This is a genomic window from Pseudomonas sp. AC172 (assembly GCF_979258595.1).
Window position 1 is genome coordinate 4,059,062 of record NZ_OZ409868.1, and the last position, 14,284, is coordinate 4,073,345.

Annotated in this window: 12 protein-coding genes; 3 read left to right on the plus strand and 9 right to left on the minus strand. The window is 60.0% G+C overall.

Features of this window, described 5'->3' with window-relative positions; translation table 11 throughout:
• Positions 1-36 precede the first annotated feature (36 nt).
• The 3 genes from xseA (at position 37) to leuA (ending at position 4,328) form a co-directional block, all read left to right on the plus strand.
• The gene (xseA, locus tag ACZ0A4_RS18175) at positions 37-1,416 is read left to right on the plus strand and encodes an exodeoxyribonuclease VII large subunit (RefSeq protein ID WP_463575869.1); all 1,380 of its coding nucleotides are present in this window, start codon (positions 37-39) and stop codon (positions 1,414-1,416) included.
• A 3-nt stretch (positions 1,417-1,419) separates the two neighbouring features.
• Positions 1,420-2,241 (plus strand): peptidoglycan DD-metalloendopeptidase family protein, encoded by an 822-nt coding sequence (locus ACZ0A4_RS18180; protein ID WP_463575871.1) that lies wholly within the window; start codon positions 1,420-1,422, stop codon positions 2,239-2,241.
• A gap of 407 nt (positions 2,242-2,648) precedes the next feature.
• Positions 2,649-4,328: a 2-isopropylmalate synthase gene (gene leuA, locus ACZ0A4_RS18185; RefSeq protein ID WP_008082522.1), complete on the plus strand. Its 1,680-nt coding sequence runs from the start codon at positions 2,649-2,651 to the stop codon at positions 4,326-4,328.
• Between the two features lie 201 nt (positions 4,329-4,529).
• Here leuA and ACZ0A4_RS18190 read toward each other — a convergent pair whose 3' ends face one another.
• The 9 genes from ACZ0A4_RS18190 to pilW all read right to left on the minus strand — a co-directional run bounded on the left by ACZ0A4_RS18190 (position 4,530) and on the right by pilW (position 14,283).
• Entirely contained in the window at positions 4,530-5,321 is a 792-nt protein-coding gene (locus ACZ0A4_RS18190) for an amidohydrolase (protein WP_463575872.1), read from the minus strand.
• Positions 5,309-6,457: a pyridoxal phosphate-dependent aminotransferase gene (locus ACZ0A4_RS18195; RefSeq protein WP_463575873.1), complete on the minus strand. Its 1,149-nt coding sequence runs from the start codon at positions 6,455-6,457 to the stop codon at positions 5,309-5,311. Before ACZ0A4_RS18195 ends, ACZ0A4_RS18190 begins: the two co-directional genes overlap by 13 nt.
• Before the next feature lie 151 nt (positions 6,458-6,608).
• Entirely contained in the window at positions 6,609-8,078 is a 1,470-nt protein-coding gene (gene der, locus ACZ0A4_RS18200; protein ID WP_463575874.1) for a ribosome biogenesis GTPase Der, read from the minus strand.
• Between the two features lie 136 nt (positions 8,079-8,214).
• Entirely contained in the window at positions 8,215-9,366 is a 1,152-nt protein-coding gene (gene bamB / locus ACZ0A4_RS18205) for an outer membrane protein assembly factor BamB (RefSeq protein WP_141128386.1), read from the minus strand.
• Positions 9,359-10,000, minus strand: a complete 642-nt coding sequence (locus tag ACZ0A4_RS18210) for a YfgM family protein (protein WP_122599078.1) — start codon at positions 9,998-10,000, stop codon at positions 9,359-9,361. Before ACZ0A4_RS18210 ends, bamB begins: the two co-directional genes overlap by 8 nt.
• A 41-nt stretch (positions 10,001-10,041) precedes the next feature.
• The gene (hisS, locus tag ACZ0A4_RS18215) at positions 10,042-11,331 is read right to left on the minus strand and encodes a histidine--tRNA ligase (RefSeq protein WP_016984369.1); all 1,290 of its coding nucleotides are present in this window, start codon (positions 11,329-11,331) and stop codon (positions 10,042-10,044) included.
• Positions 11,332-11,368: 37 nt separating this feature from the next.
• Positions 11,369-12,478, minus strand: coding sequence for a flavodoxin-dependent (E)-4-hydroxy-3-methylbut-2-enyl-diphosphate synthase (gene ispG, locus ACZ0A4_RS18220; protein WP_003227888.1), 1,110 nt, complete (start codon positions 12,476-12,478; stop codon positions 11,369-11,371).
• 3 nt (positions 12,479-12,481) lie between these two features.
• The gene (locus ACZ0A4_RS18225) at positions 12,482-13,525 is read right to left on the minus strand and encodes a RodZ domain-containing protein (protein WP_463575875.1); all 1,044 of its coding nucleotides are present in this window, start codon (positions 13,523-13,525) and stop codon (positions 12,482-12,484) included.
• Positions 13,525-14,283, minus strand: coding sequence for a type IV pilus biogenesis/stability protein PilW (gene pilW / locus ACZ0A4_RS18230; protein ID WP_077574426.1), 759 nt, complete (start codon positions 14,281-14,283; stop codon positions 13,525-13,527). Before pilW ends, ACZ0A4_RS18225 begins: the two co-directional genes overlap by 1 nt.
• Between the last annotated feature and the right edge of the window lies 1 nt (position 14,284).

A 14,284-nucleotide genomic window follows, 5' to 3' on the forward strand; every position in this document is an offset into this window, starting at 1 on the left:
GGTGATTGATCAGCAAATGCCTTTAAACTGCGCCCCATGATTAAAGATCCCTTTGCAAGACTTGGCCTGGACCGTGAAGTCCTGACCGTCAGCCAGCTCAACGGCCGCGCGCGGGTGTTGCTCGAAGACGTGTTCAGCAACATCTGGGTCGAAGGCGAAATCTCCAACCTCGCCCGCCCGGCGTCCGGCCACATCTATTTCACCCTCAAGGACAGCGGCGCACAGGTGCGCTGCGCGCTGTTCCGGCAGAACGCCGCGCGCGTGCGTCAGGCGCTGAAGGACGGTCTGGCGGTGAAGGTGCGCGGCAAGGTCTCGTTGTTCGAAGGCCGTGGCGACTATCAACTGATCCTCGACACCGTTGAGCCTGCCGGTGACGGCGCGCTGCGCTTGGCCTTCGATGCATTGAAAGAAAAGCTCAGCGCTGAAGGCCTGTTCAGTGCCGAACGCAAAGTGCCGCTGCCGGCGCATCCGCAGCGCATCGGCATCATCAGCTCGCCAACCGGCGCGGTGATTCGCGACATCATCAGCGTGTTCCGCCGCCGTGCGCCGCAGGTGCAGTTGACGTTGATTCCGACAGCCGTGCAGGGCCGTGAAGCCACCGCGCAAATCGTCCGCGCCCTGAAAATGGCCGATGCCCGTGGTTTCGACGCATTGATCCTCGCCCGTGGCGGCGGTTCGCTGGAAGACCTCTGGTGCTTCAACGAAGAAGCCGTGGCCCGCGCGGTCGATGCCTGTGTGACGCCGATTGTCAGCGCCGTCGGCCATGAAACCGATGTGTCGATCAGTGACTTTGTCGCTGACGTACGCGCACCGACACCGTCCGCCGCCGCTGAGTTGCTCGCTCCCGATTCCAGCCACCTGATCCGTCAGGTCGAAAGCCTGCATCGCCGTTTGGTAATGCGCATGCGTGACCGTTTGATGCGTGACCGTCTGCGTCTGGAAGGCATGGCCCGTCGTCTGCGCCATCCCGGCGAACGTCTGCGCCAGCAAGCGCAGCGCCTGGATGATCTGGACATGCGCATGCGTCGGGCTTTCGAGCGTCATCTCAATACCCGTCGCGAACGCCTGATCCGCCTGGAAACCCGCCTCGCCGGGCAACATCCGGGACGACAACTGGCGATGTTGCGCCAGCGCCTCGACAGCCTCGCCGAACGCTTGCCCCGGGCCATGCGCGAAGGTCTGAAGAGCCGTCGCCTGCAACTGCACAGCCAGATGCAGACGCTGCACGTGGTCAGCCCGCTGGCAACGCTTGGCCGCGGTTACAGCATTCTCCTGGATGAGCGCGGCCATGCGATCCGCAGCGCTGCGCAGACCCACACCGGCCAGCGCCTGAAAGCCAAACTCGGCGAAGGCGAACTGCAAGTGCGCGTCGAGGACAATCACCTGACGCCTGTCACCCTTTCTTTACTGGACTGATCCATGTCGCGTTTTCTGGCTCCACTGTTTCTGCTATGCCTGACCTTCAATGCCCACGCCGACAGTTACATCACCCGGCTGCTGAACAAGCCAGTGCCTGGCGGCGTGGCGGTGGTTGATCTGGGCGCGGCCGCGCAGGCACCGAAAGCCACGTACCAGGGCAAACCAGTGCTGGTGGTCAAAGAGCAGAACAACTGGCTGGCGATTGTCGGCGTACCGTTGACCGTGAAGCCGGGTGCGCAGCAGATCAGCAGTGGCGGACGTAATCTGCCGTTCACCGTCGGTAACAAGAAATACCCGGAACAACACATCACCCTGAAGAACAAGCAGCAAGTAAACCCGGATCAGTCGAACCTCAAGCGCATCGAGGGTGAGCTGGCCGTGCAAATCAAGGCGTATCGCAGCTTCAGCCCGAATACGCCGAGCAATCTGCTGTTGGATAAACCGGTGAACGGGCCGCTGTCGAGCAAGTTTGGCGTGCGCCGTTTCTTCAATGGTGAAGAGCGCAATCCCCACGCCGGCCTCGACTTTGCCGTGCCGGCGGGTACGCCGATCAAGACCCCGGCGGCGGGCAAGGTGATCCTCACCGGCAACTACTTCTTCAACGGCAACACAGTGTTTGTCGACCATGGGCAAGGCTTTATCAGCATGTTCTGCCATATGTCGAAGATTGATGTGAAGGTCGGCGATCAACTGGCGCGTGGTGCGGTGGTCGGCAAGGTGGGTGCGACTGGCCGGGCTACCGGGCCGCACATGCACTGGAATATCAGCCTGAATGATGCGCGGGTGGATCCGGCGATTTTTATTGGCGCCTTTCAGCCTTAAGACAATCGATGGGCTGATGGCCCCTTCGCGAGCAAGCTCGCGAAGGCGGCCTAAAAAGCACATCAACACTTACTGATGGCTATAAACCTCAATTGCGCCCCTATCAAACCTCGCGCAAATATCACAACGATCAGCGATATCCAGCACAATAAAATCGCGCAAAACCCCGCTTTCCGAGTATTCCTCTCAATTTTTTCCGACTGCTTGCCATCCTCTCCCCTCGCGGTTAGGGTTGAAGGCATGAAAACCTCTCACACCCTCATTCAGCTTCGCCAGCACCGCAGCCTGTGCCTTGTCAGCGCACGACTGCCAGGCTGAATCGCGGCACCTCGTCCCACGCTTTTCCAAGAACATTCGTAACACCGGCAGGCCGCCTCTTTTCGGCCCAGACAATAAGGAATTTCCCGATGAGCATGCTCAAAGATCCGTCTTCGAAATACCGCGCGTTTCCTGTCATCAACCTGCCGGACCGCACCTGGCCGTCGAAAACCATCGACACCGCGCCGATCTGGTGCAGCTCTGACCTGCGTGACGGCAACCAGTCGCTGATCGAGCCGATGGACGCGGTAAAGAAACTGCGCTTCTGGAAAACCCTTGTTCAGGTCGGTGTGAAGGAAATCGAAGCGTCGTTCCCGGCCGCTTCGCAAACCGACTTCGACTTCGTGCGCACCCTGATCGAAGAAGGCCACATCCCGGACGACACCACCATTCAGGTGCTGACCCAGGGCCGTGAAGACTTGATCGAGCGCACCTTCGAATCCCTGCGCGGCGCGAAGAAAGCCATCGTTCACTTGTACAACGCCACCTCGCCTTCTTTCCGTCGCATCGTCTTCAACCAGGACAAGGACGGCATCAAGGCCATCGCTGTGAACGCGGCCAAGCTGTTCGTCAAATACGCCGCGATGCAGCCGGACACCGAGTGGACGTTCGAATACTCGCCGGAAACCTTCAGCGCCACCGAGCTGGAATTCGCCAAGGAAGTCTGTGATGCGGTGATCGAGGTCTGGAACCCGACGCCTGAGCACAAGATGATCCTCAACCTGCCGGCCACCGTTGAGTGCGCAACGCCGAACATCTACGCCGACCAGATCGAGTGGTTCGGCCGCAACATCAACCGTCGTGACAGCGTGATCATCAGCCTGCACACCCACAACGACCGTGGCACCGGCGTTGCCGCCACCGAACTGGGCCTGATGGCCGGCGCTGATCGCGTCGAAGGCTGCCTGTTCGGCAACGGCGAGCGTACCGGTAACGTCGACCTCGTTACTGTCGCACTGAACATGTACACCCAGGGTCTCGACCCACAACTGGACTTCTCCGACATCGACGGCGTGCGCAAGGTCGTCGAAGAGTGCAACCAGATCCAGGTTCACCCACGTCATCCGTACGTTGGCGACCTGGTGCACACCGCGTTCTCCGGCTCGCACCAGGATGCAATCCGCAAAGGCTTCTCCCAGCAGAAACCAGACGCGCTTTGGGAAGTGCCGTACTTGCCGATCGACCCGGCCGACATTGGCCGCAGCTACGAAGCGGTGATTCGCGTCAACAGCCAGTCGGGCAAGGGCGGCATCGCTTACTTGCTGGAGCAGGAATACGGCATCAGCCTGCCACGTCGCATGCAGATCGAATTCAGCCAGGTTGTGCAGCGTGAAACCGACCGTCTCGGCCTGGAAATGACTGCCAAGCAAATCCACTCGCTGTTGATCAGCGAATACTTGCAAGCCAACACCCCGTACGCGCTGGTCAGCCATCGCCTGCAGGAAGAAAACGGCAACAGCAATGTTGAAGTGGAAGTGGCGAGCAAAGGTCAGGGCGAAACCAACCTGCACTGGCGCGGCAAGGGCAACGGTGCGCTGGAAGCACTGGTCGCCGGCCTGCCAGTTCCGGTGGAGATCATGGACTACAACGAACACGCGATCGGCGCGGGCACCAACGCCAAGGCAGCGGCGTATATCGAGCTGCGGGTGAACGGCGAACGTGCGGTGCACGGCGTGGGTATCGATGAAAACATCACCACAGCCAGCTTCAAGGCCCTGTTCAGCGCGCTGAACCGCTCCCTGAGCCAGCCTGAGGCGAAAGCGGCGTAAGCCATCGCTAAATGCAGAAGGCCCCGGAGTGCGAACTTCGGGGCCTTTTTTTGCCTGATGATTTTGTGGTGTTCAATCAGGCCTCTTCGCGGGCAAGCCCGCTCCCACAGTAACCGAGGTGAACATAAATTCCGGGTACACCAAAAAACCTGTGGGAGCGGGCTTGCCCGCGAAGGCGTCCTTACAGTCACCACATCTCTGTCAGGTGAACTCGAAGGTGTCGGCATCCAGATTCGCCGGGAAACGCTCGCGATACGCCGCCAGTGAAGCCGCTTCCAAAACCACCTTGAACACGCCATCGGCCTCCCCCGCCGCCAGCAAGGTTTCACCCTGAAAATCCAGCACCTGACTGTCACCGGTGTAGGCAAAGCCCTTGCCGTCGGTGCCGACGCGATTCACCGCCGCCACATAGCAAAGGTTTTCGATAGCTCGCGCTGGCAACAGGCGATTCCAGTGCAGACGCCGCGCACCCGGCCAGTTGGCGGTGTACAGCAGCAGATCGGTGTCCTGTGCATCACGGCTCCACACCGGAAAACGCAGGTCATAGCAAATCAGCGGACGCACGCGCCAGCCCTTCAATTCGAACTGCACCTGCCGCTCGCCGGGCGTGTAGTGATTGTGTTCACCGGCCATGCGGAACAGGTGACGCTTGTCGTAATGCGAGACTTCGCCGTCCGGTCGAGCCCACAGCAGGCGATTGCGATGGCTGCCGTCAGCGGCCTGAATGATCACACTGCCGGTGATCACTGCATCGAGCTTCGCCGCCTGAACCCGCAGCCATTTGCTGGTCGGGCCGTTCTCGGCTTCGGCGAGGGTTTCGGACTCCATGGAGAATCCAGTGGTGAACATTTCCGGCAGGATGATCAGATCCGCGCCCTGCGCCTGCTCCAGCAACACCTCAAAATGCTCGAAATTGGCCTGACGATCATGCCAGGCCAAAGTGGTCTGGATCAGCGCCAGATTGAGATCGGGTAACGCACTCAGATCACGCATAGTTTTGCCGCCGCTTCACGCAGCGTCTCCTCGCGTTTGGCAAAGCACAGGCGCACCAGGCGCTGGCCTTCGGGTGGGTTCTGGTAGAACACCGAGACCGGGATACTCGCCACGCCGTGTTCGCGGGTCATCCACATGGCCATCTCGACATCGTTCAGGTCGGGACGAATCTGCGAGTAATCGACCAGTTGGAAGTAGGTGCCGGTGACTCGGGTAAAACTGAAGCGCGACGGCGCCAGCAGATCGCAGAACAGATCGCGCTTGGCCTGATAGAAACCCGGCAGCTCTTCGACGTGTTCCGGATGCTCGGCCATGTAATCGGCCAAGGCATATTGCAGCGGAGTGACACCGCAGAAACTGACGTACTGGTGGACTTTGCGCAGTTCGGCCGTCAACGCTGGCGGCGCGACGACATAGCCGGTTTTCCAGCCGGTGACGTGATAGGTCTTGCCGAACGAGCTGACCACGAAGGCGCGTTGGTAGAGCTCTTCATGGGCGAGCACGCTGACGTGCGGCACGCCGTCGAAGACCAGGTGTTCGTAGACTTCGTCGCTGATCAGGTAGATGTCGCGATCGCGGATCAGCGCCGCCAGTTGATCCAGCTCCGCACGGCTGATCAGTGCACCGCTCGGGTTATGCGGGGTATTGATGACGATCATTTTCGTGCGCGGGCTCAGGGCCGCCGCGAGTTGGTCGAAATCGATGGAGAAATCGTCCGGTTTCAACTGCACATGCACGCAACGACCGCCCGCCAATTCCGTCGCCGGTTCGTAGCTGTCGTAACAAGGATCGAACACGATGACTTCGTCGCCGCTGTGGATAACCGCCTGAATCGCACAGAAGATCGCCTGGGTGGCGCCTGGCGTGACCGTCACTTCGCTGTCGGCATCGACGTTGACGCCATAACTGCGTGCGATCTTCGCGGCGATCTGCTGACGCAGCGCCGGCAACCCGGTCATTGGCGAATATTGGTTATGACCACTGGCGATATGCCGACCGACCGCGTCACGCAATGACTGCGGACCGTCAAAATCAGGAAAACCCTGGGACAGGTTGATCGCGCCGGTCTGCGCCGCGAGCTGAGACATCTGCGTGAAAATAGTGATGCCGACATTCGGCAGCTTACTGGTGATCATCGGTAGCCCCTTGCAGGTGAGCTGCAAGTTTCAAGCGTCAAGCTGCAAGCTGCAAGCAAAAACCCTCGCCCACAAAAAAGGGCTCCTACAGAGCCCTCTTTGCTTTCACCGCTTTGACTTGAAGCTTGCAGCTTGAAACTTGAAGCTGCCGTTATTTCTTGTCGCGGCGCTTCTTGTCAGCTTTCTTGTGGTGCGACATCAAACGACGCTTCTTGTTGACCTGGCGGTCGGTCAGCGTGGTCTTGTTGCCTTCGTACGGGTTCTCGCCGCCCTTGAACTCGATGCGGATCGGCGTACCGACCAGCTTCAGCACACGACGGTAAGTGTTCTCCAGATAGCGCACGTACGACTTCGGCACTTTCTCGATCTGGTTACCGTGGATGACGATGATCGGCGGGTTGGCACCACCCAAGTGGGCGTAGCGCAGCTTGATCCGGCGGTTGTTGACCATCGGCGGCGCGTGTTCGCCAACCGCGTCTTCCAGAATCTGGGTCAGACGGTTGGTCGGCCAGCGGGTGACCGCCGACTTGAACGAGTTCTGTACGGACGCGTAGAGGTTGCCCACGCCGGTACCGTGCAGTGCCGAGATGAAGTGGATGTCGGCGTAATCAACAAAGAACAGACGACGCTGCAGCTCGACCTTGACGAAGTCGCGCTCGCTCGGCGTCATGCCGTCCCACTTGTTGATCGCGATGACCAGCGCACGACCGGACTCGATGGCGAAACCCAGCAGGTTGAGGTCGTGATCGACCACACCTTCGCGGGCGTCCATCACGAAGATCACTACGTTGGCGTCTTTGATCGCTTGCAGGGTTTTGACCACGGAGAATTTTTCGACTTCTTCGTGGATCTTGCCGCGCTTGCGCACACCGGCGGTGTCGATCAGCGTGTACTTCTCTTCATTCCGTTCGAACGGGATGTAGATACTGTCGCGCGTGGTGCCTGGCTGGTCATAAACGATTACCCGGTCTTCACCGAGCATGCGGTTGACCAGGGTCGACTTGCCGACGTTCGGCCGGCCAATGATCGCGATCTTGATCCCGTCCTTTTCGCTCGGGCCAGGAATGCGCTTGGCTTCCTCGCCTTCGGCAACGATCTCTTCTTCGCCGTCTTCCGGCTCTTCTTCGTCTTTAGGGAAATCACCCAGGGCGATTTCCAGCATCTGGGTGATGCCACGGCCGTGAGCACCGGCGATCGGGATCGCGTGACCCATGCCCAGAGGCGCGAATTCAGCGCGGGCCATTTCCGGGTCGATGTTGTCGACCTTGTTGGCGACCACGTAGGAACGCTTGTTACGTTTGCGCAGGTGTTCGGCGATCATCTGGTCGGCGGCGGTGAAACCGGCCTTGGCATCTACCAGGAACAGCACAACATCCGCTTCTTCAATGGCCAGCAGCGACTGCTCGGCCATTTTTTCGTCCATACCGTGCTCGTCACCGGAGATACCACCGGTGTCGACCAGAATGTAGGAACGCCCTTGCCACTTGGCCTCACCGTACTGGCGATCACGGGTCAGACCGGACAAGTCGCCGACGATGGCGTCGCGAGTCCTGGTCAGGCGGTTGAACAAGGTGGACTTGCCGACGTTCGGTCGGCCCACCAAGGCGATTACGGGAACCATGCGGCTCTCCACTTCGTTATTTCAGAAAATACAAAAGCCGCTGCGAGGCAGCGGCTGGTGCTCGGGGCAACGCCTGATAGCGCTGCAAGCCCCATGAATCCGGGGCCGCCTGGGGGGTTAACCCCAAGCATAGTTGTTACTTGATGGTCAGGGCTTCCAGTTTGCCGCTGTTGCCATACACATAAATCGTGTCACCCACCACCAGCGGACGGGCACGCAGGCCGTCGCTGTCGATGCGCTCACGGCCGACGAAACGACCGTCAACCTGACTCAGCAGGTGCAGATAACCTTCCAGGTCACCCACTGCAACATAGCTGGAGAACACTTCCGGGGCCGACAGTTGACGGCGAGCCAGCGAGTCGTTGCTCCACAATGCTGTGGTCGAACGCTCGTCGACGCCTTCAACGGTGCCCGAGGACAGGCTCACGTAAACGCTGCCGAAACCCTGAGCGATACCGGCGTAGCTCGACGCATCGCGCTGCCAGAGTTGACGACCACTTTCCAGATCCAGAGCCGCCACGCGACCCTGATAGCTGGCAACGTACAGTGTACCGCCGGACAGCAGCAGACCGCCGTCGATGTCGACCACGCGCTCCAGTTCCGAACGACCCTGTGGAATCGCGATCCGTTGTTCCCACACCGGCACGCCGTTGGAAATGTCCAGAGCGACCACTTTACCGGTCGACAGGCCAGCCACCGCGAGGCGGTTGGTGACCAGCGGGGCACTGGTGCCACGCAGGGTCAGTACGGCCGGAGTGCTGTCATACACCCAGCGCTGAGTACCAGTGGAGGCATCCAGACCGATCAGACGATCGTCCTGAGTCTGCACGACCACCACGTCACCATTGTTGGCCGGCGGCGCGAGAACTTCACTGGTCACACGAGCACGCCACTTCTCTTCACCATTGCTGGTGTCCAGAGCGACGACTTCGCCACGCAACGTACCAATCAGCACCAGACCATAACCAACGCCGACAGCGCCGGAGACAGGCAGGTCAAGATCCTGCTTCCACTTCACGTCGCCGTTGCTGCGATCCATGGCCATCACTACGCCGGTTACGTCAGCGGCGTAGATGGTGTCACCGTCGATCGCCGGCACCAGCATGTTGTAGGTTTCGCCCTGACCGTCACCGATCGAACGACTCCACTGCTTGTGCAGAACCACTTCTTCTTTGAAGTCGGTCAGTTCGGCCGGTGGCAATTCTTTCTTGCTGTTGCTGCTGCAACCCGCGGCCAGAAGGGCCAGAGCCAGCAATGCTGCATGCTTCCAACGGATCACGTCACGCATCCCCTTTGGCCAGGTCGTCGAGCTTGATTTGAAGGCCACCGACCGCCGCTTCATCCGACAGTGCCGCCTTGGCTTTTTGATACGCCTTGTTCGCGTCATCGGTACGGCCCAGCTGTACCAGCAGGTCGCCCTTGAGTTCTTCGCGAGTGGCCAGGAACGCTTTGTCGGCATCGCCGTCGAGCAGTTTCAGGGCGTCGTCGGCCTTGTTCTGCGCGCCGAGCACCTGCGCCAGACGCTGACGGGCGATTTCGCCCAGCGCCGGGTTGGCCGGTTTGTCGACGATGGCTTTGAGCTCGGTCGCAGCGTCATCCAGCTTGCCGCTGTCGACTGCCACTTTGGCCACGAACAGGCTGCCGTACTGCGCGTAAGCAGAACCGCCAAATTCGCTGTTGAGCTTGCCTGCCAGATCCGCAACGCGGGCCGCATCAGGCTTGCCGTCAGGCGTCAGCGTGGTTTCCAGCAATTGCTGATAGAGCACCGAGGCGCCTTGCGACTGGTTGCTCTGGTATTTGTGATAGGCCTGCCAGCCGAACACGATGACCAGCGCCAACAGGCCGCCAGTGACCAGAGGTTTGCCGTTGCGTGTCCACCAGTCCTTCAAATCCGCCAACTGTTCGTCTTCGGTACTCGACACCCCAATACTCCTTAATCGCTAAATCGGCTGTTTGGACAGCTTCAACCCTGCACGACGCAGGTGGCCAGGTGAGCGGCGAGCGCATCCCAGGCAATGCTTTGTTGTTCGCCCTGGCCACGCAGGGGTTTGAAACCTACCACTTGCTGGGCCATTTCGTCGTCACCGAGGATCAGTGCGTACAGCGCACCGCTCTTGTCGGCCTTCTTGAACTGGCTTTTGAAGCTGCCAGCGCCGGCATTGACTTGCAGGCGCAGGTTTGGAAGTTGATCACGAACACGTTCTGCCAGGGCCAGACCGGCCAGCTCGGCTTCTTCGCCGAAGGCGCACAGGTAGACATCAACCTGACGGGAGATTTCTTCCGGGATCTGTTCCAGCGTTTCCAGCATCAAAACCAGACGCTCGATGCCCATCGCGAAACCGACGCCGGTGGTCGGCTTGCCGCCCATCTGCTCGACCAGACCGTCGTAACGGCCGCCCGCGCAGACAGTGCCCTGGGCGCCGAGCTTGTCGGTGACCCATTCGAAAACGGTTTTGCTGTAGTAATCGAGGCCGCGTACCAGCTTCGGGTTGAGCACGTAAGGAATGCCGACGGCATCCAGACGCGCTTTCAAACCTTCGAAGTGCGCACGGGACTCGTCATCGAGGTAGTCGGCCATCTTCGGCGCATCGACCAGCACCGCTTGAGTGTCGGCATTTTTCGTGTCGAGCACGCGCAGCGGGTTGGTTTTCAGGCGACGCTGGCTGTCTTCGTCGAGCTTGTCGTGGTGCGCCGAGAGGTACTCGACCAGCGCTTCACGATAGCGACCACGAGACTCGCTGGTGCCGAGGCTGTTGAGTTCGAGTTTGACCGCATCACGAATGCCCAGCTCGCCCCACAGGCGCCAGGTCATGGTAATCAGCTCGGCGTCGATGTCCGGACCGTCGAGGTTGAACACCTCCAGACCGATCTGGTGGAACTGGCGATAACGGCCTTTCTGCGGACGCTCGTGGCGGAACATCGGGCCGATGTACCAGAGTTTCTGCACCTGGCCACCGCCGGTGATGCCGTGTTCGAGCACAGCACGCACGCACGCCGCAGTGCCTTCCGGACGCAGGGTCAGGGAGTCGCCGTTGCGGTCTTCGAAGGTGTACATCTCTTTTTCGACGATGTCGGTCACTTCACCGATCGAGCGCTTGAACAGCTCGGTGAACTCGACGATCGGCATGCGGATCTGCTTGTAACCGTAGTTATCCAGCAGACGCGCAACAGTGCCCTCGAAATAACGCCACAGCGGGGTCTGTTCGGGCAGGATGTCGTTCATGCCACGAATGGCTTGCAGAGACTTGCTCACTTTAAATCCTTAAATTCGTTCGGCGCTTCAGTCAGGCTCAGCCGCGCGCAATAACCGCAGCGTCAGCTTCGACCTTTTCGGCCGCTTTCTGGCGGATCAGCTTTTCCAGCTCGTCCACCAGATTGTCATTCGTCAGTTTCTGCGACGGCTTGCCGTCGATGTAAATCAGGTTTGGCGTACCGCCAGTCAAGCCGATATGGGCTTCCTTGGCTTCGCCGGGGCCGTTGACCACGCAACCGATCACCGCGACATCCAGCGGCACCAGCAGGTCTTCAAGGCGCCCTTCCAGCTCGTTCATGGTTTTCACCACATCGAAGTTCTGCCGCGAGCAGCTCGGGCAGGCGATGAAGTTGATGCCACGGGAACGCAGATGCAAAGACTTGAGAATGTCGTAACCGACCTTCACTTCCTCGACCGGGTCGGCCGCCAGCGAGATGCGGATAGTATCGCCAATCCCTTCGGCGAGCAGCATACCTAGGCCCACGGCGGATTTCACTGTGCCCGAACGCAAACCACCGGCTTCAGTGATGCCCAGGTGCAGCGGCTGGACGATTTCTTTCGCCAGCAAGCGGTAGGCTTCGACGGCCATGAACACGTCGGAGGCCTTCACGCTGACCTTGAAGTCCTGGAAGTTCAGGCGTTCAAGATGCTCAACGTGGCGCAAAGCAGATTCGACCAGTGCAGCCGGCGTCGGCTCGCCGTATTTCTTTTGCAGGTCTTTTTCCAAGGAACCTGCGTTGACGCCGATGCGGATCGGAATCCCGCGATCACGCGCGGCATCGACTACTGCGCGAACACGGTCTTCACGACCGATGTTGCCCGGGTTGATGCGCAGGCAGTCCACGCCCAGTTCGGCTACGCGCAGAGCGATCTTGTAGTCGAAGTGAATGTCGGCAACCAACGGCACCTTGACCAGTTGCTTGATCTTGCCGAACGCCTCGGCGGCGTCCATGTCCGGCACCGAAACGCGGACGATGTCGACGCCGGCGGCTTCCAGACGATTGATTTGCGCAACAGTGGCGGCCACGTCATTGGTGTCGCTGTTGGTCATGCTCTGCACCGCGATCGGCGCATCACCGCCCACCGGTACGTTGCCGACCCAGATCTTGCGCGAAACGCGACGTTTGATTGGAGATTCGCCGTGCATGACTTATTGACCCAACTTCAGGCGAGCAGTCTCGCCACTGGTGAACGGAGCGATATCGACCGGCTGGCCGTTGTAGCTGACCTGTGCGGCACGGGCAACGCCCAGACGCACGGCAAGCGGCGGCTTGCCGCTGACGGTCACATTATCGCCTTTATGCTTCAGACCGCTGAACAGCACTTTGCCACGGCCATCGGTAACCTGCGCCCAGCAATCGGCGCTGAACTGCAGTTGTACCTGACCGTCGCCTGCAACCGGCGCGGCCGCTTCTGCGGTGGCTGCCGGTGCAGCAGGAACAACCGGAGCGGTAACGGTCGGCGCTGGAGTAGCAGGAACGTTTGGCGCCGGAGTGGCCGGGTTAGCGACAACCGGCGCGGGGGTATGAACCGGGGCGGTTGGCGTGGTAGCCGGAGCAACCGGTGCTGCTGGAGCGGTCGCTGGCGCAGCGGCCTCGGCACCGGTCGATTCAGCGGTAGTTTCAGACTGAGGCAATGCCAAGGCAGTCGAACTGTCGGCCTGATTTTCCTCTACAGCCTGGTCTTCCGGCTCATCGATCGGGTGAATCTGGGTGGTGCCGTCAGCGCCTTCGACTTCAACGTGTTCAGGCGCCAGCGAAGTCAGGTCCTTGGTGCGCAGCGAGGTCTGATCCTGCCACCAGACGAAACCACCGCCGATGACTGCGATCAGCAACAGCAGGCTGACAATACGCAAAATGGTGTGGGAAACCCGCACGGGCTCTTCGATTCGACCCAGAGCGTGGACGTTGCTGCCTTGGGAATCGGTGCCGGTGGACTGGTCGAACTGCTGGACCAGAACGGTCTGGTCCATGCCGAGCAATTTGGCATAGGCGCGAATGTAACCGCGAGCGAAGGTATGCCCCGGCAGCTTGTCGAAAGCGCCGGCTTCAAGATTGCTCAGGGAAGTCACGGTGAGGTTGAGCTTGAGGGCCACTTCGGCCAGCGACCAGCCATTGCTTTCGCGGGCCTGGCGCAGGGTCTCACCGGGGTTAACGCGATTCGCTGCTACAACTTCGGGATGCGCCGCTTTCATCATTGCTCCGACAGGTATTGCTGATATTCCGGCGTACCGGGATAGAGTCGTTTTAATTGCAGGCCATAACTGGCGGCCTTGTCGCGATCTTCAAACACTTTTGCCAGCCGAACGCCGAGCAATAGACTACGTGCATTTTGTTCGGTGAGCAGGCTGAAACGGTCGTAATAGTCACGCGCGGGCACATAATGCCTGTCTTCGAAGGACAACTCAGCCATTTCCAGCAATGCGCGCGGTTGTTGGCGATTCAAGCGCAGTGCCTTTTCCAGCTGTTGCTGTGCCAGATCACGCTGACCGAGCTTTGCTGCCGTCATGCCGAGGTTCTCGAATACGCGCGAGCGCTCAGGATACAGGGTATCGGCCGCAGCCTGTTCAAAACGCTCGTAGGCTTCTTTATAACGCTGTTGTTCGTAGAGAAAACTGCCGTAGTTGTTGAGGATGCGCGCATCGGCAGGACGGGAGGACAAAGCCTTGCGGAAGTGTTCGTCGGCCAGCTCGGGCTCCATTTCTGACTGGAACACCAAGCCGAGGGCCGCATTGGCATCCGGATCGGAACCGTCGATCTCCAGCGCCTTCTTCAGCGGCACCTTGGCCCGCTCGGTCATGCCTTGCTGCAAGTACCCCAGCCCCAACTGCACATAGGCAGCCCGCGCTTCATCGCGGCCCTTGCTGGTCTTCATCGGGTTGTAGTCACCCGACAGGACACAACCAGCACACAGGCTGGTCAACAGCAACAGCAGCGCGAAGCGCAGGGACATA

Excerpts from the sequence above, each read along its gene's own strand:
- pilW (WP_077574426.1), bottom strand. The coding sequence starts at position 14,283 with ATGTCCCTGCGCTTCGCGCTGCTGTTGCTGTTGACCAGCCTGTGTGCT.
- xseA (WP_463575869.1), top strand. The coding sequence starts at position 37 with ATGATTAAAGATCCCTTTGCAAGACTTGGCCTGGACCGTGAAGTCCTG.
- leuA (WP_008082522.1), top strand. The coding sequence starts at position 2,649 with ATGAGCATGCTCAAAGATCCGTCTTCGAAATACCGCGCGTTTCCTGTC.
- ACZ0A4_RS18225 (WP_463575875.1), bottom strand. The coding sequence starts at position 13,525 with ATGAAAGCGGCGCATCCCGAAGTTGTAGCAGCGAATCGCGTTAACCCC.
- der (WP_463575874.1), bottom strand. The coding sequence starts at position 8,078 with ATGGTTCCCGTAATCGCCTTGGTGGGCCGACCGAACGTCGGCAAGTCC.
- ACZ0A4_RS18180 (WP_463575871.1), top strand. The coding sequence starts at position 1,420 with ATGTCGCGTTTTCTGGCTCCACTGTTTCTGCTATGCCTGACCTTCAAT.
- ACZ0A4_RS18190 (WP_463575872.1), bottom strand. The coding sequence starts at position 5,321 with ATGCGTGATCTGAGTGCGTTACCCGATCTCAATCTGGCGCTGATCCAG.
- ispG (WP_003227888.1), bottom strand. The coding sequence starts at position 12,478 with ATGCACGGCGAATCTCCAATCAAACGTCGCGTTTCGCGCAAGATCTGG.
- bamB (WP_141128386.1), bottom strand. The coding sequence starts at position 9,366 with ATGCGTGACGTGATCCGTTGGAAGCATGCAGCATTGCTGGCTCTGGCC.
- ACZ0A4_RS18195 (WP_463575873.1), bottom strand. The coding sequence starts at position 6,457 with ATGATCACCAGTAAGCTGCCGAATGTCGGCATCACTATTTTCACGCAG.